Genomic DNA, 18,482 nt, shown 5'->3' on the forward strand with positions numbered 1-18,482 from the left:
ACGGTGGCGCGCGAGAGGGGAACCGGCCCGGGGCCGGGCGGGCTCAGCCGCGCGAATACGCCACCAGGGAGATGCCGATGTAGTGGACCGCGAAGGCCGCGAGCGTCAGGGAGTGGAAGACCTCGTGGAAGCCGAACCACTGCGGTGAGGGGTTGGGGCGCTTGAGTCCGTAGATCACGCCGCCCGCGCTGTAGAGCAGTCCGCCGACGATGACGAGTACCAGTACGGCGACTCCGCCCGCGTGCAGGAAGTCGGGGAGGAAGAAGACGGCGGCCCAGCCCATGGCGATGTAGCAGGGGGTGTAGAGCCACCGCGGTGCGCCGACCCAGAAGACGCGGAAGATGATGCCGCCCAGTGCGGCCCCCCAGACCGACCACAGCAGCGTCTGGCCACTGGTGCCGGGCACGAGGAGCACCGTGAGCGGCGTGTAGGTGCCCGCGATGATCAGGAAGATGTTGGCGTGGTCGAGGCGGCGCAGCACGCCGTCGGCCCGCGGGCCCCAATTGCCCCGGTGGTAGAGGGCGCTGGTGCCGAACAGCAGGCACGCGGTGAGCGCGAAGATGGCGCAGGCCAGGCGGCCGCGGGTGCTGTCGGCGAGTGCGGTGAGGGCGATGCCGGCGAGCAGCACCGCGGGGAACATTCCGGCGTGCAGCCAGCCGCGCAGTTTCGGTTTGAGCGGCGCGGCGGCCGCGGTGACCGCGGCGACCGCTTCTGCCGTGTGAGGCACGCGGGAAGAGTCGCTCTCGGTGGCGTCGGGCGCGGAAGTCATGGCGGCAATGCTATCTACGCCACCGTAAGTTACGGATTCGTCCTGAAGTGGTGACGGTCACGAAAGCGCCCTCTGGACAGAACTCGCTCAGGGTCGGATGATCAAATGAGTGCGGTCGGCACCGGATGAGCGGTCACGAAGCATCCGGGTCGCGGCCCCCAAGGGGCAGACATTTCCAGATAAGCGGATCCATCCCGCGTCAAACCGGGCAGCTATCCGTCCATACCCCTCATCTAGGAGCGATCGTGGCGCGCGACAACGCGGCTCCCTCAGCCCAGCCCTCCGACAAACCCGCCGGGGGCGCCCTCCCGACCCGTCACCAGGGCCTCATCGCCTGGGTCGACGAGATCGCAGCGATCACCCGGCCCGACCGGGTCGTCTGGTGCGACGGCTCGGAGGCGGAGTACGAGCGGCTGGCCGAGGAGCTCGTCGACAAGGGCACGTTCCAGAAGCTCGACCCGATCAAGCGACCCAACTCGTACTACGCCGCCTCCGACCCCACGGACGTCGCGCGGGTCGAGGACCGCACCTTCATCTGCTCCGAGAAGGAGGAGGACGCCGGCCCGACGAACCACTGGAAGGCCCCCGCCGAGATGCGGGAGATCTTCACCGGTGAGCAGGGCGTCTTCCGCGGCTCGATGCGCGGCCGGACGATGTATGTCGTCCCGTTCTGTATGGGCCCCCTGGGCTCCGACCTCTCCGCCATCGGCGTGGAGATCACCGACTCCGCGTACGTCGCCGTCTCGATGCGCACCATGACGCGCATGGGGCAGCCGGTCCTCGACGAGCTCGGCGAGGACGGCTTCTTCGTCAAGGCCGTGCACACCCTCGGTGCGCCACTGGCCGAGGGCGAGGCCGACGTGCCGTGGCCGTGCAACTCCACCAAGTACATCTCGCACTTCCCCGAGGCCCGCGAGATCTGGTCCTTCGGCTCCGGCTACGGCGGCAACGCCCTGCTCGGCAAGAAGTGCTACGCGCTGCGCATCGCCTCCGTCATGGCGCGTGACGAGGGCTGGCTCGCCGAGCACATGCTGATCCTCAAGCTCACCCCGCCGCAGGGTGAGGCCAAGTACGTCGCCGCCGCCTTCCCGAGCGCCTGTGGCAAGACCAACCTCGCGATGTTGGAGCCCACGATCTCCGGCTGGACGGTCGAGACCATCGGCGACGACATCGCCTGGATGCGCTTCGGTGAGGACGGCCGCCTCTACGCCATCAACCCCGAGGCCGGCTTCTTCGGCGTCGCGCCCGGCACCGGCGAGCACACCAACGCCAACGCCATGAAGACGCTGTGGGGCAACTCCGTCTTCACCAACGTCGCGCTCACCGACGACGGCGACGTCTGGTGGGAGGGCATGACCGAGGAACTGCCCGCCCATCTCACGGACTGGAAGGGCAACGACTGGACCCCGGCATCGAAGACGCCGGCGGCCCACCCCAACGCCCGCTTCACCGTCCCGGCCGGCCAGTGCCCGATCATCGCGCCCGAGTGGGAGGACCCCAAGGGCGTGCCGATCTCGGCGATCCTCTTCGGCGGCCGCCGCGCCAGCGCGGTGCCGCTGGTGACCGAGTCGCTCACCTGGCAGCACGGCGTCTTCCTCGGCGCCAACGTCGCCAGCGAGAAGACCGCCGCGGCCGAGGGCAAGGTCGGCGAGCTGCGCCGCGACCCGTTCGCCATGCTGCCGTTCTGCGGCTACAACATGGGCGACTACATGGGCCACTGGGTCAAGGTCGGGCAGGACGCCGCGCGCGCGGGGGCCGAGGACCGGCTGCCGAAGATCTACTACGTCAACTGGTTCCGCAAGGACGACAAGGGCCGCTTCGTGTGGCCGGGCTTCGGCGAGAACAGCCGGGTGCTCAAGTGGATCGTCGAGCGGCTGGAGGGCACGGCCGAGGGTGTCGAGACGCCCATCGGCGTGCTCCCGGCGAAGGGCTCGCTGGACACCGACGGCCTGGACCTGGACGAGGCCGACCTGGACTTCCTGCTCACCGTCGACAAGGACGTGTGGCGCGAGGAGGCGGCGCTGATCCCCGAGCACCTCAACACCTTCGGTGACCACACGCCGAAGGAGCTGTGGGACGAGTACCGCGCGCTGGTCCAGCGCCTCGGCTAGTCATCGCTCCGCTCAACATCCGTCCGGGGCCCCGCACTTGGTGCGGGGCCCCGGCGCGTGTGGTGGGCGCGGATCGCGTACCGGACCGGTCGGCGCGGTGCGCCGGACCGCCGCTGTCAGGCGGTGGCGAGATCCGGGAGCGCCGTGGTGTGCGCCTCCAGGCGCTCGTTCGTCAGGGCCATCGCCGCGGTGTCGTGCCGGGAGGTGGCCACCGACAGGGCGTTCCCCGCGAGCATGCGGGCGCGCTGGTGCAGCGCCGGGATGCGGGACGGATCGCCGCCGGAAGGTTCGGCGCGCAGCGGGTGGTGCCCGCCGCTGAGACGGGCGACCTGCTCGACGATACGGTCGGCGGCCGCGGTCAGCTCGGCGGCGTCGAGCGCGCCGCCGGCGCGCGGGGCCAGCGCGTGCAGTTCGTCGGTGACGGTGAGCAGCGCGGTCAGATGTCCGGCCAGCCGGATGTCCAGCTCCTCCTCGCGGGAGCGGTGCGGGAAGTCCGGGTCACCGGCCATGCTGTGGACCGACTTGTTGCGGATCGGTTCGTACATGGGACGGCCTCCTGAAGAAAGTCTAGGAGACCATCCTAGCTTAGACTCTGTCTAAAGTTGTGGGTCGTACAAGAACTTGCTCCGCGTCAGTACTGTCCGTAACCGTCGAGGAAGGAGCCGATCCGGGTGACGGCGTCGGTCAGATCGTCCTTGTTGGGGAGGGTGACCAGGCGGAAGTGATCGGGCTCCGGCCAGTTGAAGCCGGTGCCGTGCACGATCATGATCTTCTCGGCCCGCAGCAGGTCCAGGACCATCTGCCGGTCGTCCTTGACCTTGTAGACCTTGGGGTCGAGCCGCGGGAAGGCGTACAGCGCGCCCTTGGGCTTGACGCAGGTGATCCCGGGGATCTGGGTGAGCAGCTCGTAGGCGGCGTCGCGCTGCTCCAGCAGCCGCCCACCGGGCAGCACCAGATCGTTGATCGACTGCCGGCCGCCGAGTGCGGTGGCGACGGCGTGCTGGGCCGGCATGTTGGCGCACAGCCGCATGTTGGCGAGGATCGTCAGGCCCTCGATGTACGAGGTGGCGTGCGCCTTCGGGCCGCAGACCGCCAGCCAGCCGCTGCGGTAGCCGGCGACCCGGTAGGACTTGGACAGCCCGTTGAAGGTCAGGGTCAGCAGATCCGGGGCGAGCGAGGCGAACGGGGTGTGCGTGACGCCGTCGTAGAGGATCTTGTCGTAGATCTCGTCGGCGCAGACGATCAGGTTGTGGCGGCGGGCGATCTCCGCGATGCCCTGCAGCAGGGTGTCGTCGTATACGGCGCCCGTGGGGTTGTTCGGGTTGATGACGACGATGGCCTTGGTGCGGTCGGTGACCTTGCGCTCGATGTCGGCGAGGTCCGGCATCCAGTCCGCCTGCTCGTCGCAGCGGTAGTGCACGGCCGTACCGCCGGAGAGCGACACCGAGGCCGTCCACAGCGGGTAGTCCGGGGCCGGTACGAGTACCTCGTCGCCGTCGTCCAGCAGTGCCTGCATCGACATCTGGATCAGCTCGGAGACGCCGTTGCCGAGATAGATGTCGTCGACCGAGAGCTCGATGCCCCTGGTCTGGTAGTGCTGCATCACCGCGCGGCGGGCCGAGAGCAGCCCCTTGGCGTCGCCGTAGCCGTGGGCGGTGCCGACCGAGCGGAGGACGTCCTCCAGGATCTCGGGCGGGCACTCGAAGCCGAACGCCGCCGGATTGCCGGTGTTCAGCTTGAGGATGCGATGACCCGCCGCCTCCAGCCGCATGGCCTCCTCAAGCACCGGGCCACGGATTTCGTAGCAGACGTTGGCGAGCTTCGTTGACTGGATCACCTGCATGTCCGCCACCTTACGGCCGCGTATCGGAGGCCGCTCGGTGTTTTTCCCCACCCTGGTCGGCGCACGGTGTGCGGTTCCTCACGCCGCGTGACGGGAGGGTGCGTCGGGGGGTGCGAGAGCCCGGGGGGTGTCCCGTCCGGGGCGCTGATTTCGTGGGAGCCGGGCGGGCGGGAGCGACGCGGCGGTACGCTCCGGGCGACCGGGCGATCAAGATCCAGCCGGAGCCGGAGCCGGAGCCGGAGCCGGAGCCGGAGCCGGAGCCGGAGCCCGGGACCGCGCCCTGACACCACCGACGACCTGACCACATCGGGGGCACACGATGGCCACTCCTCCCTCGGGGCCCGGACCCGAGCCGGGCGGTGTGCGGACGCCGATGCCGACACCGGATGTGACCGGCGGTTTCGAGCCGACCGGCTTACCCCGGCCCGCGCCACCTGCCTCCCCGCACGGGCCGTTCGCCCTGCTCAACGACGAGCCGGTGGCCGAACCCGGCGCGGACCTGCTCGGCGCCGGCCGGGCCGCCCGCCAACTCGCCGGTCTGCTGGTCGCCTCCCGCGCCTCGACCCCCTTCACCCTCGCCGTCGACGCCGGCTGGGGCATGGGCAAGAGCAGCCTGATGCGGCTGGTCGACGCCGAGCTGGCGCACGCGCCCGAGGTGCACACCGTCTGGTACAACGCCTGGACCTCGACCGGCGCCGACGCGCTGGAAGGGCTGATCAAGTCCGTCCTGATGCGGTTCGACCGGCGGGTGCTGCGGCGCGGCCTCCAGCGGGTCTCCGAGCGGCGGGCCCTGCTGCGGGTGCTGCGCGCCCTGATGACCGTCGCGGCCGGCCCGCTCGGCGTGGCCGGCCTGGTCGACGAGCTGTGGAAGAGCCTGTCGGTCAACTCCCAGGCCCGCAACGAGATGCGCGGCGCGATCGGTGACCTGGTGCAGGAGTGGGCCGAGACCGACGACTTCCGGCCGCGCCGGCTGCTGGTGGTCTTCATCGACGACCTCGACCGCTGCTCGGAGGAGACGGTCCTGGCGGTCTGCGAAGCGGTGAAGGTCTATCTGGACGTGCCGGGCCTGGCGTTCGTCGTGGGCTGCGACCGGTCGGCGCTGGGGCCGAACGGGCTGCTGCGGGACCTCTCGCCCGCCGGTTCCGCGTTCATGGAGAAGATCTTCCAGACCAGCTACCGGATTCCGGCCGCCGACGGCCAGGGCGTCAAGGACTACATCCGCTGGTGCGCGCGGACCGCGGGCGTGGAACCGCTGCTCGACGACGCGCTGGTGGACCTGCTGGCCCAGCGCTCGGGCCGCAACCCCCGGCGCATCAAGCGCCTGATGAACGGCTTCGTGCTGGAGGCCACCCTGAACCCGGTCTGGCGGGACTTCGGGCCCGGCGCGGTGATCAGGACCCTGCTGCTCCAGTACTTCTATCCCGACTTCTACCGGATGATGACCGGGCCGTCCGGCACCATCGACGGCGATGTGGTGAAGGAGTTCCGTCGCTACCGCGAGGTCCGGCGGACGCTGCTCGCGCCCGCGGGCGCGCTGTCCGCCGAGGAGCTGGCGGAGGCGCGGGACTTCCTCGCCTCCTACGACATGGGGCTGCCGGAACTGCTCGACACCACCGGAGAGGTGGTGCTGGCGGCGCTGGAGCGTCAACTGCCCAATGAGTTCCCCGACTTGGTGATCAACCCGGCGTTCACCTCACTCGTCGACGAGCTGACCGCACGCCCCGACGCGGTAGTGCTGCTGACCAGGCTGCGCGAGGGCCCGCTGGGCTCCGCCGCCGAGCCCACCCGTATGTCGCGGGAGTGGGAGCCGCTGTGGCGCGGTCTGCCGCTGCCGCACCCGGACGGCGCCGGCATGGGGTCCGGCCCGCCGCTCGCCTGGCCCTGGGACGGCCCGTCGGGGGTGACCCAGGCGCCGGTGACGCAGCCGGCCCAGCCGCAACCGGCCGGGCAGCAGGCTCCGGCGGGGTACGGGACGCCGCCCGCGCAGCAGAACCCCCAGCCGGCCTCCTACCGGCAGGTGCCCACGCCCCTGCGGGAGCGGCGCCCGCAGTCCTACGAGCCGCAGGACGGCTACGCGTCGCAGGGGTGGTACACCCAGCAGCCCGGATACGACACCCCGCCCGGGTACGCCCAGCAGCTCGGGTACGGGGCGCAGCCCGCGTACGCCAGGCCGTCGTTGGACGTCCTGTGGGTCGACGACCAGCCGGAGCGCAAGGCCGCGGCGCGGGAGGTGCTGGAGGCACTCGGGGTGCAGGTGCGGCACGAGGCGAAGAGCAGCGCCGCCGCCACGGCCGTTCGACACCGCAGGCCCGACCTGCTGATCTCGGACATCAGCAGGGGCCGGGACCGGTCCGCGGGCTTCGCGATGGTGGAACGGCTGAAGGAAGAGGGCACCTACGACGGGCCAGTGATCTTCTACACCATCCGGCAGAGTCCGGAGCGGGAGGAGCGGGCGGCGGCGCTCGGGGCCGGGCTCACCAATAACGAGCAGACGCTGCACGACCTGGTGCTGGCCGTCCTCCAGGAGCACGCCCGCGTCCCCACCGTTCCTGCCGGCGCGCCGCCACCGCCGGCGGCCCGGACGCCCGAGCCGACCTCCGACCCGGTGTCCCCGCCGACCGCCGACACAACCTAGGCCGTCCGCCGCACCGACCGCCCCGCGAGCACGTCCGTCCGCTTGCCGTCCGCCATCACGAAACGGCCGTCGATCAGGACGTGCGGGATGCCGGTCGGCAGGGTGCGCGGGACCTCGAAGGTCGACTCGGCGGCGACCGTGTCCGGGTCGAAGAGGACCAGGTCGGCGCGGTAGCCCTCGCGGACCAGGCCGCGGTCGGGCAGCCGCAGGCGGGCCGCGGGGCGCGAGGTGAGGTGCGCGACGCACTCCTCCAGGGCGAGCACGCCCTCCTCGCGGACGTACTTGCCGAGGTACTGGGGGAACGTGCCGTAGGCGCGCGGGTGCGGCTTGTCGCCCTGGAGGATGCCGTCGCTGCCGCCGGTGTGCACGCGGTGCCGCATGATCTGCCGGACGTTCTCCTCGTGGCCGACGTGCTGGAGGATGGTCGAGCCGAGCCGGTCCTCGATCATGATCCGGCGGGCGGTGACCCAGGGCTCCTCGCCACGTTCGGCGGCGCTGCGGGCCACGGTCCGGCCGACGTAGCCGGCCAGGGCCGGGTCGCTGACGCCGGAGATCTCGATCTTGTCCCACTCGATCGGGACACCGTGGCAGCCGTCCGCGCCCTCCACCTCCATGACGTGCCGGAGGCGTTCGGCGGTGGCGTCGTCCCGGAGGCGGGCCAGGATCGCCCCCGGGCCGCCCTCGCTCGCCCAGCTCGGCAGCATGGCGACCAGCGTCGTGCAGCCGGGGGTGTAGGGGTAGGTGTCCAGGGTGATGTCCGCGCCGCCGTCCAGCGCCCGGTCCAGCAGGGTCAGCAGCTCCGGGGCGCGGCCCTCGTTGACGCCGAAGTTCATGGTGGCGTGCGCCAGATGCAGTGCGCAGCCGGCCTCCCGCGTGAGGTCGACCATTTCCTCGTACGCCTGGAGGGCGCCCGCGCCGTAGGAGCGGTGGTGCGGGCAGTAGTAGCCCTCGTAGCGGGCCACCACCCGGCACAGTTCGGTCAGTTCGGCATCCGACGCGTACATGCCCGGGGTGTACGTCAGGCCCGAGGAGAGGCCCACGGCGCCCTGCTCCAGCCCCTCGGCGACCAACTGCTTCATCCGCGCGACCTCCTCGGCGGTCGCCTCGCGGTCGTCCCAGCCGAGGGTGAGCATCCTGACGGTGCCCTGCGGGATGAGGTAGGCGGCGTTGACGGCGATGCCGTTGCCGTCGAAGCCGTGGTCGAGGCGGTCGAGGTACTCCCCGACGGTGCGCCAGCTGAAGTCGATGTCGGTGCTGCCGGGCCCGCCGCCGTTCCAGCCGGTGATCTGGGCGCGGACCTCGGCGAGCGTGCGGTCGTCGACCGGCGCGTACGACAGGCCGTCCTGGCCGATGACTTCGAGGGTGACGCCTTGGGCGGCCTTCGCCTCGTGGCCCGGGTCGCGGAGCAGCGCGAGGTCGCTGTGCGCGTGCATGTCGATGAAGCCGGGGGAGAGGGCGAGGCCGTGGCCCTCCACCGTGCGGGCCGCGGTGGGGCGCGGGCCGCTGTCCGTCTCGCGGTGGATCTCGGCGATCCGGCCGTCGGCCAGGGCCACATCGGCGCGGTAGGACGGACCGCCGGACCCGTCGATGACGCGTACGTCGCGGAGCACGGTGTCCATGGGTGGGGGCCTTTCTCGGGCTTGCTGGGGTGTTCTCGGGTCACTCCCTCGCCCGGCGGCCCGTGGCGGGCCGCCGGGCGAGGACCGGAGCCGGTGTCAGAAGAAGGTGCGCACGAAGTCGGTGACCGTGCCGTCCTGCTCGACCAGCGGGATCAGCTGCCACTTGTCGAAGGAGGTGCAGGGGTGCGAGAGGCCCAGCCCGACCCAGTCGCCGACCTCCAGGTCGCCGGCGTGTTCGGTGGCGACCCACGCGTGCTGGTCGGACAGGCCGGTGACGGTGACGCCGTCCGCCGCCCGCAGCGTGCCGTCCCGGCCGGACCGTACGACCTGGGCCTTGGGCAGGTGCAGGTCGTACGCCGCGTCGCGCTTGCCGGCGTTGAGGAACGCCTGCTGGGGGGTGGGGCGGGAGACGACCTGTGCCCACAGGCGGAAGGCGGGCTGCAGGGTGCCCTCCTCCGGGACGCGGTTGAAGGGCGTCACGTGCTCGTAGTGGCCGTCGTCGTGCGAGACGTACGCGCCCGAACGCAGCAGCTTCAGTGCCGGGGCGGACAGTTCGGGGATCTCGGCGAAGACCTCGGCGACCGCGTCGAACCAGGCGCTGCCACCCGCGCTGACGACGATCTGGTCGAGGTCGGCGAACCGGCCGGCCTTGTCGAAGTCCACGGCCAGGGCGACCAGCCGGCGCAGCCAGGCGGTGACCCGCTCGGGTGTGGCCTCCGGCACCTCGCCTTCGTAGCCGGCGACGCCGACCAGGCGCAGGGTGTCCACGCCGGCGATGGCGTCGGCGAGTTCGAAGCATTCGGTCTCGGTGCGCACACCGGTCCTGGCGCCCTCACCGGCGCCCAGCTCGATGACGACGTCCACGGGACGGGAGGCGCCGGCCTCGCGCAGGGCGGTGTCCATCAGCTCGATGCCGCGCAGTGAGTCGACGTAGGCGATGAAGCGGAAGTCCGGATCGGCGTCCAGCTCGCGGGAGAGCCAGCGCAGCGCGGCGGCGTCGACGATCTCGTTGGCCAGGAAGATCCGCTGGATGCCGTAGGCGCGGTAGACCCGGACCTGGGTGGGGACGGCGGCGGTGATGCCCCAGGCGCCGTGCTCCAGCTGGCGGGCGAAGAGCTGCGGCGCCATGCAGGTCTTGCCGTGCGGGGCGAAGGCCAGTCCGTGCCGGGTGGCGTACGTCTCCATGAGGGCCAGGTTGTGCTCGACCGACTCGGCGGAGAGGGCGAGGACCGGCGTGGTGAAGCCGTCGCGGAAGAGATTCCTGCGCTCGGCGGCCAGCTCGCCGACGGCCAGGCCCTCGGCATCCGGGGGAAGTGCCTTGAAGCGGTGGTCGACGCGTTCCTCCGCGAGTTGCTTGAGTCCCTTCGCGAGCCGCTCGCCGGCCATGGGGCCTCCTCAAGATCTTGTTGCATCCTCTGCAACACCCATTGCGCATATCGCTTACAGCTGTCTAACATCCGAGCCATCACCGGGTCAATGGTGAGAAACCTGCGAAGCAGCAGGGGGCGCAACGCCGATGGACCGGAACGGCGGGCCCGCCCGCAGGCCCCTCGGGCAAGGCGACGGACCGGTTCCGTCCGCCGGCCCGCCCCAGGCACACCGAAGGAGCGCAACCGATCGTGACCAGGTCCTCGAATGCCGGCGACACCGTCTGCCCGGGCGTCGACGTCGTCTGTCTCGGCGAGTCCATGGTCACCTTCCTGCCCACTCTCCCGGGGCGGCTCGCCGACGTACCGGCCTTCGACCGCGCCATCGGCGGTGCCGAGTCCAACGTCGCCTGCGCGCTGGCCCGCACTGGCCACACCGCCCGCTGGATCTCCCGCGTCGGCGACGACGGCTTCGGCGACCACCTCGTCGGGGCCATCGCCGACTGCGGCGTCGATGTCTCCGCCGTCCAGCGCGACCCGCTGCGCCCCACCGGCATCTACTTCCGCACCGCCGGCGAGCGCGCCACCGGCGTCGACGGCGAGACGCCCGACCGCGCCGAAGTCCTCTACTACCGCGCCGGGTCCGCCGCCTCCGCCATGAGCCCCGGCCTGCTCGACGGCAGCGCCCTGCACGACACGCGCATCCTGCACCTCACCGGCATCACCGCCGCCCTCTCCGACAGCTGCCTCGACGTGCTGCGCACCCTCACCCGGCGTACCCCGGGCCGCCCCCTCGTCTCCTTCGACGTCAACTACCGCGTCGGACTCTGGCGCGACCCCGCCCAGGGCCCGGAGATCCTGCTCGACCTCGCCCGGGGCTGTGACCTCGTCTTCGTCGGCGAGGACGAGGCCGAGGCGGCCTGGGACCTGCACGGCCCCGACGCGATCCGCGCGGCCCTCCCCGAGCCCGCGACGCTCGTCGTCAAGCAGGGCTCCCAGGGCGCCACCGTCCACACCCGGCAGCCGGACGGAACGGACACCGTCACCTTCGCCCCCGCCCTGGCCGTGGACGTCGTCGCCCCGGTCGGCGCGGGCGATGCCTTCGCCGCCGGATTCCTCTCCGCCACCCTCCGGGAGCTGCCCGTCTTCGCCCGGATCCGGCACGGCCACCTCATGGCCGCCGCCTCCCTCACCGTCCCCGGCGACCTCGGCACGCCGCCCACCCGGGCCCTCGCCGACCGTCTCGCCGACCTCCCGCCCGCCGACTGGGGCACACTGCGACTCGGCCCCGGTTGGACGACAGAGGGGTTGCGCACCGCACGGGTGGAGGTACCGGCACAGTGAACGTACGCAGCGAGAGAGCCATCACACAGCACGCCCCGGAGGCACAGCGGGGCGCGCGGAGCGAGGTTCGAGCATGAGTCAGACAGTCGATCGCGCGCTGAGCATCCTTCCGCTGCTCGCGGAGGGCCCGGCCAACCTCGAACAGGTCTCGGTCCGGCTCGGCGTCCACAAATCCACCGCACTGCGCCTCTTGCGTACGCTCCACGAGCACGGCATGGTCTACCGTCAGCCCGACCAGCGCTACCGTCTGGGCGCGCGGCTCTTCGCCCTGGCCCAGGAGGCCGTCGAGAACCTCGACGTCCGCGAGATCGCCCACCCCCACCTCGTCGCCCTCAACGAGAAATGCGGACACACCGTCCACCTCGCGGTCTACGAGGAGAACGAAGTCCTCTACATCGACAAGGTCGAGAGCCGCTACCCGGTCCGGATGTACTCACGGATCGGCAAGCCGGTGGCGATAACCGTCGCCGCGGTGGCCAAACTGCTCCTCGCCGACCTGCCGGAAGCCGAGCGCCGCGCCCTCGCGGAAAAGCTCGACTACCCCCTCTACACGTCCCGTTCGACGCCCCACGCCACGGCCTTCCTGGCCGAACTGGCCAAGGTCCGCGAACAGGGATGGGCCACCGACCTCGGTGGCCACGAGGAGTCCATCAACTGCATCGGGGCCCCGATCCGCGGTGCGGACGGACGCCTGGTCGCCGCCATGTCGGTCTCCGCGCCGAATGTCGTCGTCACCGCCGATGAACTCCTCACCCTGCTCCCGCTGGTACGGCGCACCGCCGACACCATCAGCCGGGAGTACTCCGGAACCGCAATCCCGCAGCCCACAGCCGGCCCCGTAAAGGAAGCCTGAACCACATGACCGACAAGACCGCGCTCACCCCGGCCACCCACACGACCCCGCCGGCGAAGTTCTCGCACGGCGTCAAGAAGGGCAACATCCTTCAGGTCGCGGGCCAGGTCGGGTTCCTCCCCGCCGAGGAGGGCAAGGCCCCCACCCCCGCGGGCCCGACCCTGCGCGAGCAGACCCTCCAGACCTTCGCCAACGTCAAGGCGATCCTCGAAGAGGGCGGCGCCACCTGGGACGACGTGATGATGATGCGCGTCTACCTCACGGACGTGGACCACTTCGCCGAGATGAACGAGATCTACAACGCGTACTTCGAGGAGCAGGGCCTCAAGGCCCCCGCCTCGGCGCGCACCACCGTGTACGTCGGGCTGCCCAAGGGGCTGCTCATCGAGATCGACGCCCTCGCGGTCCTGAGCTGAGGCACCGAACCCCTTGCTCGGCCTGCCGTTAGCACCACCGCACCCGCGTCAACCGCCGCACGGCACGGCGCCCCGTACCGACGGGGCGCCCTGCCGCGGTCCCCCCTGCCTGGAAACCCCCTGCCTGACAACGGAGTCACCCCATGTACCTTGCTGCCGCGGCCCCCGCCGCGCCGCCACCCCCGCACACCGGTGGCCTGCTCGCCTTGATACCGGGCACCGCGGGACTGCTGACGGTCGCCGCTCTCGGCATCGTTCTGCTGCTGTTCCTCATCATCAAGGTCCGGCTGCAGCCGTTCGTGGCTCTGCTGAGCGTCTCCATCGCGGTCGGTCTGAGCGCCGGCCTGTCGGTCACCGAACTCTTCGGCACCGTCCAGAAGTCCGACGTCGTCTCGATGCTCGAGACCGGTATGGGCGGCATCCTCGGCCACGTCGCCATCATCATCGGTCTGGGCACCATGCTCGGCGCGATCCTGGAGGTCTCCGGGGGCGCGGAGATGCTCTCGGGCCGGCTCCTGCGGCTGTTCGGTGAGAAGCGCGCCCCGCTCGCGATGGGCCTGACCGGCCTGATCTTCGGCATCCCGGTCTTCTTCGACGTCGGCATCTTCGTCCTCGCGCCGATCGTCTACGCCGCCGCCAAGCGCTCGGGCAAGTCGATCCTGCTCTACTGCATGCCGCTGCTGGCGGGCCTGTCGATGACGCACGCCTTCCTGCCGCCGCACCCCGGTCCTGTCGCCGCCGCCGGGCTCTTCAAGGTCGACCTGGGCTGGGTCATCCTGATGGGCATCATCTGCGGTATCCCCGCCGTGCTCGCGGCCTGGGCGTACGCCGCCTGGATCGGCAAGCGCATCTTCGTCGAGGTCCCGCAGGACATGGTCGAGGCGGCCGACGAGGCCCGCGCGGCCGTCGCCGCGGAGCAGGAGGCGTCCGGCGTCGTGCCCCACGAGAAGCCGGCGCCGCTCGGCACCGTGCTGACGATCATCGGTACCCCGCTGCTCCTCATCCTCCTGGCGACCTTCTCCTCCATCGCCCTGGAGCCCTCCACCCTCCGCTCGGTCATCGAATTCTTCGGGCACCCCTTCGTCGCCCTGACGATCGCCCTGCTGATGTCGTACTACCTGCTGGGCACCCGGCGCGGCTGGTCCCGGCAGTCCCTGGAGCGGGTCTCCACCGCCTCCCTCAAGCCGGTCGGCAACATCCTGCTGGTGGTCGGCGCCGGCGGTATCTTCGGCGCCGTGCTGAAGGGCAGCGGTGTCGCCACCGCGCTGTCCGACACCTTCCACGACGTCGGTCTGCCGGTGATCGTTCTGGCGTACCTGCTCTCGCTCGTGCTGCGGGTCGCCCAGGGCTCGGCGACGGTCGCCATCGTCACCACGGCCGGAATCGTGCTCCCGCTCGTCGAGGGCCAGGGCATGTCGCAGCCCCACCTGGCGCTGGTCATCATGGCGATCTCGGCCGGTTCGATCTTCGCCTCGCACGTGAACGACGGCGGGTTCTGGATGGTGTCGAAGTACTTCGGCATCTCCGAGCGCGACACCCTGAAGTCCTGGACCGTGCTGGAGTCGGTGCTCTCGGTCGCCGGGTTCGTGGTGGCGGCTCTGGTCAGCCTGGTCGTCTAGCGCACGGACGGCCCGAGTCGCACACCGGCGCCCCGGTCCCCGCAGCGGGGGCCGGGGCGCTCGGCTGCGGGTCAGCTCTTCTTGCAGTACTGCTCTTCCTTGCCGATCGCGCGGTACACGCAGTCCGCGGTCTCCAGCAGTTGCAGCACCGCCTCACGGTTGCGGGCGGTCTCCTTCGGGATCACCGAGTCCCGCGGATAGAACCCGCCGTTGCCGGAGGCCGGGTACATCTCGAAGGTGTAGGCGAAGATCTTCTGGTCGCCCCACAGCCAGTCGTCGATCGAGCCGTCGGTGATGTAGAGATCGCTGGACTGCTCGGGCGTGTAGCCGTTGCTCTCGGCCATGCCTGTGCCGATGGCTGCGTACGCGTCGTGGTCGTCCTGCGTCATACCGGGGCCGGTGTCGTCGTCGGTGTAGCCGAAGGGCCACAGGACCAGTTCGCTGTAGGTGTGGAAGTCGATGGCGGCCTTGATCTGCTGGGCGCCGCCGACGTTGCGGCTGCGGACGAAGTCCGCGACGACCTTGACCTCGGGGGCCGACGCGGCGGACGGGCCCCGGTAGGTCTCGGAGGACGGGCTTCCGGACGAGCCGCCGCAGCAGCCCCACTTGAAGTCCCAGTTGCGGTTGAGGTCCGTACCGACGCTGCCGGCACCGGCGTTGGGCTGGCGGTTCTTGCGCCAGCTGCGGAACGAGCCGGTGGCGATGTCGTACTCCCCGCCGTCCGGGTTGAGGTCCGGGACGATCCAGATCTCGCGGGAGTCGAGGACCTTGGTGATCCGGGGGTCGTTGCCGTACTTGGACGTGAACTCGCCCAGCAGGTACAGCGCCATCTCGACGGTGAGGTGCTCGCGGGCGTGCTGGTGCGCGGTGAAGAGCACCTCCGGCTCGTCCTCGTCCTCGCTGACGTTGCGGCTGAGCTTGAGCGCGAGGAGGTCGCGGCCCTCGTGGGAGGTGCCGATGACCTGCTTGCTCAGCAGGTCCGGGTACTTGGCGACGAGCCCGTCGATCTCCTTCGTCGCCTCGGCGTAGTTGTGGTAGTTCGCGTAGCCGGAGGGGAAGTCCTTGACGCGGCCGGCGGACGGGCCCGCGGTGACGCCCGGCGGGTCGGGCAACTTCTTCAGCCGGTAGCCGAGTTGGCGCACTGCGGCGGCCTGGGCGCGGTCCGCGGTGATGACGACGGTGTGTGCGTGCACCTCGTCCACGGCTGCGCCCGTCGTGGCGAGCGCGTTGGCGATGCCCCGGGCGTCCCGCTTGCCGGGCGCTTGCGGGCGCTCCCCGGCAGCGGGGGCGGTCACCTCGTACTGGTGCGGGATTTCCTCCTGTGCCGCACCGAGGGGGATGCCGGCGGCCGCGGGCCCGGTGCGCGGGGAGTCCTGGGCCCGGTCCGCTATCGGTGCGGCGAGGGCGAGGGAGAGGAGTGCGGCGAGGACGGTGATACGTCCGCCGCGGAGGCGTGGTCGCATGCGGTCTCCTGTGGGGTGTGAGGCGAAGCGACGGCGCCAGTGTTGGTGCTTGGCATGGTCTGGTCAAGGTGTTCGGCGGCCAGATATGGCCGGGCGGCGTGCGCCGATGTCCGGGGGCGTGATGCGTCCGCGTTGCCTCAACTTGCCGTGGATTCCGGCATGTTCATTGCCTGATGTCGTCCCCGGCACGACAATGCGCACGACAAACCGAGGGCCACCCGAGGCGTGAGGTGTGGTGTCCCTCGGTGACGAATGCTGAGAGGACCCCACATGAATCGACCTCTCGTCGGCACCCTGGCCACGGCCGTTCTGGGAGCCGCAGTCCTGGTGGGCACCGCCGGAAGCGCCGGCGCGGCCCCCCACCCCGGCAAGGCGGCGCAGCCCGGCGCGAATCTGACGGTCACGGCGGACCTGCGGTCGGCCCCGGCCGAGGCACGGCAGAAGCCCAGGACCAAGGCCGTGAACTTCGCCGGCACCGTCGCGCTGAGCAACTGCTCGGGCTCCGTGGTGCGGATGCCCGAATCCCAGGCCGACGACCCGGCACTGGTGATGTCCAACGGCCACTGCCTGGAGAGCGGGATGCCAGGGGCGGGCGAGGTCATCGTCGACCAGCCGTCCACCCGCAGCTTCACCCTGCTCAGCGCGTCGGCGAGCGCGGTGGGCACGATCAAGGCCACCAAGGTCGCGTACGCCACGATGACCGACACCGACGTGTCGCTGTACGAAACCGGCTCGACCTACGCACAGATCGAGCAGCGGTACGGCATCAAGCCGCTGGAACTGGCCACCGAGCACCCCACTCAGGGTGCCGCGATCAGCGTGGTCTCCGGCTACTGGAAGAAGATCTACTCCTGCTCCGTCGACGGGTTCGCCCATACCCTCAAGGAAGGCGAGTGGACCTGGAAGGACTCGGTCCGGTACACCCCGGAGTGCAAAACGATCGGCGGGACGTCCGGCTCACCGGTGATCGACCACGCCAGCGGCAAGGTCGCGGCCATCAACAACACGGGCAATGAGGACGGCGAGGAGTGCACCGTCAACAACCCCTGTGAGGTGGACGAGAACGGCCAGGTGACGGTCCACCAGGGCACCAACTACGCGCAGCAGACCTATGGCATACCGAAGTGCTTCGGTGTCGGCAACAAGCTGGACCTGAGCAAGGAAGGCTGCGCCCTGCCCAAGCCGTCGGCGGCCCGCCGCTGATCCGGCCCGCACCCTGACATGACGCCAGGTCCCGTGCATGCCGTGCACGGGACCTGGCAGTGGGGGGTGGCGATGGGGGCCATCCGGCGGGCGGGCGCTACGGGAGGCCGTGCACGTGCGCGCCGACCTGGGCGGCGAAGGCGTTGCCGTTCGCGGCGTCCCAGTTCGTCGACCAGGTCATCGCGCCCCGCAGACCCGGGTAGGTCTTGGATGGCTTGAACGAGCCGCAGTTGCTGCCCTGGGTGAGGCAGTCCAACGCCGCGTTGACCACGGAGGGGGCGACATAGCCACCGCCGGCCGCGCTGGACGAAGCCGGCACGCCGATGCCGACCTGGGACGGGTCGAGGCCGCCCTCCAGCTGGATGCAGGCGAGCGCGGTCAGGAAGTCCACCGAGCCCTGCGCGTAGACCTTGCCGTCGCAGCCGAGCATCGAACCGCTGTTGTAGTACTGCATGTTGACGACGGTCAGGAAATCCTTGATGCCGAGCGCCGTCTTGAAGTACTCGGTCTGCGGTGACTGCATATCGATGGTCTGCGGGGCCATGGTCACCACGACGTCGCTGTGCGCGGCGTGCACCGCCTTCAGCGCCTGCGTCATGTACGTCGCGTTGAGGCCGTTCTCCAGGTCGATGTCGACGCCGTCGAAGCCGTAGGTGTCCATCAGGCCGTTGAGGGAGTCCGCGAAGTTCTTGGCGGAGGCGTCGTCGTTGACGGACACCGCGCCCTTCTCGCCGCCGACGGAGAGGACGACCGACTTGCCGGCCGCCTGCTTGGCCTTGATGTCCGCCTTGAAGTCGTCGACGGAGCCGTAGCCGACGGCCGGGTCGAGGGTGAAGGTGAGGGCGCCGGGCTCGGCGGTGGCCTCGGCGAAGGAGACCGCGATGATGTCGTACGCGTCGTCGACGTCCTTGAGCTTCTGCACGGTGGCGCCGTTGTCGAAGTTCTGCCAGTAGCCGGTGACCGCGTGCTTCGGCACCGTGGAGGTGTCCGCGCGGGTGTCCACGGCGCTGTCCGAGGTGGGGGCGGCCCGGTGTTCCTCGGACGCCTGGGCGGTGCCGGCGGCCACCAGGCCGGCCGACGTGAGCGCCGCGGCGGCGAGCCCCGCGAGCAGCCCTCTCTTCACTTTTCCTGATCGTGCGCGAACCACGACTGCCTCCGTGTGGGGGGGAGTTGGGCGAGTGGTGCGGATACGCGCTCAGGGGCCCCTGTGCTGCCGTACAACGTGGTCCAGACCATTGTT

General features: G+C 70.6%; 14 protein-coding genes. 7 read left to right on the forward strand and 7 right to left on the reverse strand.

Translation table 11 applies throughout. The features are described from left to right. Window positions 1–43 precede the first annotated feature (43 nt). Window positions 44–769, reverse strand: a complete 726-nt coding sequence (locus tag ACH4FH_RS11240) for a hemolysin III family protein (protein ID WP_398555508.1) — start codon at window positions 767–769, stop codon at window positions 44–46. Between the two features lie 245 nt (window positions 770–1,014). Between ACH4FH_RS11240 and ACH4FH_RS11245 the strand changes: the two genes are divergently transcribed. Then, window positions 1,015–2,880: a phosphoenolpyruvate carboxykinase (GTP) gene (locus ACH4FH_RS11245; protein ID WP_398555509.1), complete on the forward strand. Its 1,866-nt coding sequence runs from the start codon at window positions 1,015–1,017 to the stop codon at window positions 2,878–2,880. Between the two features lie 116 nt (window positions 2,881–2,996). Here ACH4FH_RS11245 and ACH4FH_RS11250 read toward each other — a convergent pair whose 3' ends face one another. Continuing rightward, a complete protein-coding gene (locus ACH4FH_RS11250) occupies window positions 2,997–3,425 on the reverse strand; it encodes a hypothetical protein (RefSeq protein WP_398555510.1) in 429 nt (142 codons plus the stop codon). Between the two features lie 86 nt (window positions 3,426–3,511). Continuing rightward, window positions 3,512–4,723 (reverse strand): pyridoxal phosphate-dependent aminotransferase, encoded by a 1,212-nt coding sequence (locus ACH4FH_RS11255; RefSeq protein ID WP_398555511.1) that lies wholly within the window; start codon window positions 4,721–4,723, stop codon window positions 3,512–3,514. A 373-nt stretch (window positions 4,724–5,096) separates the two neighbouring features. Between ACH4FH_RS11255 and ACH4FH_RS11260 the strand changes: the two genes are divergently transcribed. After that, window positions 5,097–7,358 carry a P-loop NTPase fold protein gene (locus ACH4FH_RS11260; RefSeq protein WP_398555512.1) on the forward strand — a complete coding sequence of 754 codons (2,262 nt, stop codon included), beginning with the start codon at window positions 5,097–5,099 and terminating at the stop codon, window positions 7,356–7,358. On the opposite strand, the gene ACH4FH_RS11265 is transcribed toward ACH4FH_RS11260, so the two are convergent. Next, window positions 7,355–8,977, reverse strand: coding sequence for an amidohydrolase family protein (locus ACH4FH_RS11265; protein ID WP_398555513.1), 1,623 nt, complete (start codon window positions 8,975–8,977; stop codon window positions 7,355–7,357). The two genes, ACH4FH_RS11260 and ACH4FH_RS11265, sit on opposite strands and share 4 nt — an antisense overlap. A 96-nt stretch (window positions 8,978–9,073) precedes the next feature. Further along, on the reverse strand, window positions 9,074–10,363 hold the full coding sequence (locus tag ACH4FH_RS11270; protein ID WP_398555514.1) for an amino acid deaminase: 1,290 nt from the start codon (window positions 10,361–10,363) through the stop codon (window positions 9,074–9,076). A gap of 302 nt (window positions 10,364–10,665) precedes the next feature. Between ACH4FH_RS11270 and ACH4FH_RS11275 the strand changes: the two genes are divergently transcribed. The 4 genes from ACH4FH_RS11275 (at window position 10,666) to ACH4FH_RS11290 (ending at window position 14,576) form a co-directional block, all read left to right on the forward strand. After that, entirely contained in the window at window positions 10,666–11,688 is a 1,023-nt protein-coding gene (locus tag ACH4FH_RS11275) for a sugar kinase (RefSeq protein WP_398555651.1), read from the forward strand. A 73-nt stretch (window positions 11,689–11,761) separates the two neighbouring features. Beyond that, entirely contained in the window at window positions 11,762–12,541 is a 780-nt protein-coding gene (locus tag ACH4FH_RS11280; protein ID WP_398555515.1) for an IclR family transcriptional regulator, read from the forward strand. A 5-nt stretch (window positions 12,542–12,546) separates the two neighbouring features. Beyond that, window positions 12,547–12,957 carry a RidA family protein gene (locus tag ACH4FH_RS11285; RefSeq protein ID WP_398555516.1) on the forward strand — a complete coding sequence of 137 codons (411 nt, stop codon included), beginning with the start codon at window positions 12,547–12,549 and terminating at the stop codon, window positions 12,955–12,957. 143 nt (window positions 12,958–13,100) lie between these two features. After that, entirely contained in the window at window positions 13,101–14,576 is a 1,476-nt protein-coding gene (locus ACH4FH_RS11290; RefSeq protein WP_398555517.1) for a GntP family permease, read from the forward strand. Window positions 14,577–14,647: 71 nt separating this feature from the next. On the opposite strand, the gene ACH4FH_RS11295 is transcribed toward ACH4FH_RS11290, so the two are convergent. Further along, window positions 14,648–16,039: a M14 family metallopeptidase gene (locus ACH4FH_RS11295; RefSeq protein ID WP_398555518.1), complete on the reverse strand. Its 1,392-nt coding sequence runs from the start codon at window positions 16,037–16,039 to the stop codon at window positions 14,648–14,650. Between the two features lie 270 nt (window positions 16,040–16,309). Here ACH4FH_RS11295 and ACH4FH_RS11300 point away from each other — a divergent pair, with 270 nt between their 5' ends. After that, window positions 16,310–17,242: a trypsin-like peptidase domain-containing protein gene (locus ACH4FH_RS11300; protein ID WP_398555519.1), complete on the forward strand. Its 933-nt coding sequence runs from the start codon at window positions 16,310–16,312 to the stop codon at window positions 17,240–17,242. A 97-nt stretch (window positions 17,243–17,339) separates the two neighbouring features. Here ACH4FH_RS11300 and ACH4FH_RS11305 read toward each other — a convergent pair whose 3' ends face one another. Further along, complete coding sequence (locus ACH4FH_RS11305; protein WP_398555520.1) at window positions 17,340–18,389, reverse strand: chitinase; 1,050 nt, start codon at window positions 18,387–18,389, stop codon at window positions 17,340–17,342. Between the last annotated feature and the right edge of the window lie 93 nt (window positions 18,390–18,482).

It is taken from the genome of Streptomyces sp. NPDC017993, from assembly GCF_044328065.1.
In the GTDB taxonomy this organism is placed as follows: Bacteria; Actinomycetota; Actinomycetes; order Streptomycetales; family Streptomycetaceae; genus Streptomyces.

What these genes read in the sequence shown, in the direction of transcription:
- ACH4FH_RS11240 (WP_398555508.1), bottom strand. Translation starts at nt 769, where the DNA reads ATGACTTCCGCGCCCGACGCCACCGAGAGCGACTCTTCCCGCGTGCCT.
- ACH4FH_RS11250 (WP_398555510.1), bottom strand. Translation starts at nt 3,425, where the DNA reads ATGTACGAACCGATCCGCAACAAGTCGGTCCACAGCATGGCCGGTGAC.
- ACH4FH_RS11255 (WP_398555511.1), bottom strand. Translation starts at nt 4,723, where the DNA reads ATGCAGGTGATCCAGTCAACGAAGCTCGCCAACGTCTGCTACGAAATC.
- ACH4FH_RS11260 (WP_398555512.1), top strand. Translation starts at nt 5,097, where the DNA reads ATGCCGACACCGGATGTGACCGGCGGTTTCGAGCCGACCGGCTTACCC.
- ACH4FH_RS11265 (WP_398555513.1), bottom strand. Translation starts at nt 8,977, where the DNA reads ATGGACACCGTGCTCCGCGACGTACGCGTCATCGACGGGTCCGGCGGT.
- ACH4FH_RS11270 (WP_398555514.1), bottom strand. Translation starts at nt 10,363, where the DNA reads ATGGCCGGCGAGCGGCTCGCGAAGGGACTCAAGCAACTCGCGGAGGAA.
- ACH4FH_RS11275 (WP_398555651.1), top strand. Translation starts at nt 10,666, where the DNA reads ATGGTCACCTTCCTGCCCACTCTCCCGGGGCGGCTCGCCGACGTACCG.
- ACH4FH_RS11280 (WP_398555515.1), top strand. Translation starts at nt 11,762, where the DNA reads ATGAGTCAGACAGTCGATCGCGCGCTGAGCATCCTTCCGCTGCTCGCG.
- ACH4FH_RS11285 (WP_398555516.1), top strand. Translation starts at nt 12,547, where the DNA reads ATGACCGACAAGACCGCGCTCACCCCGGCCACCCACACGACCCCGCCG.
- ACH4FH_RS11290 (WP_398555517.1), top strand. Translation starts at nt 13,101, where the DNA reads ATGTACCTTGCTGCCGCGGCCCCCGCCGCGCCGCCACCCCCGCACACC.
- ACH4FH_RS11295 (WP_398555518.1), bottom strand. Translation starts at nt 16,039, where the DNA reads ATGCGACCACGCCTCCGCGGCGGACGTATCACCGTCCTCGCCGCACTC.
- ACH4FH_RS11300 (WP_398555519.1), top strand. Translation starts at nt 16,310, where the DNA reads ATGAATCGACCTCTCGTCGGCACCCTGGCCACGGCCGTTCTGGGAGCC.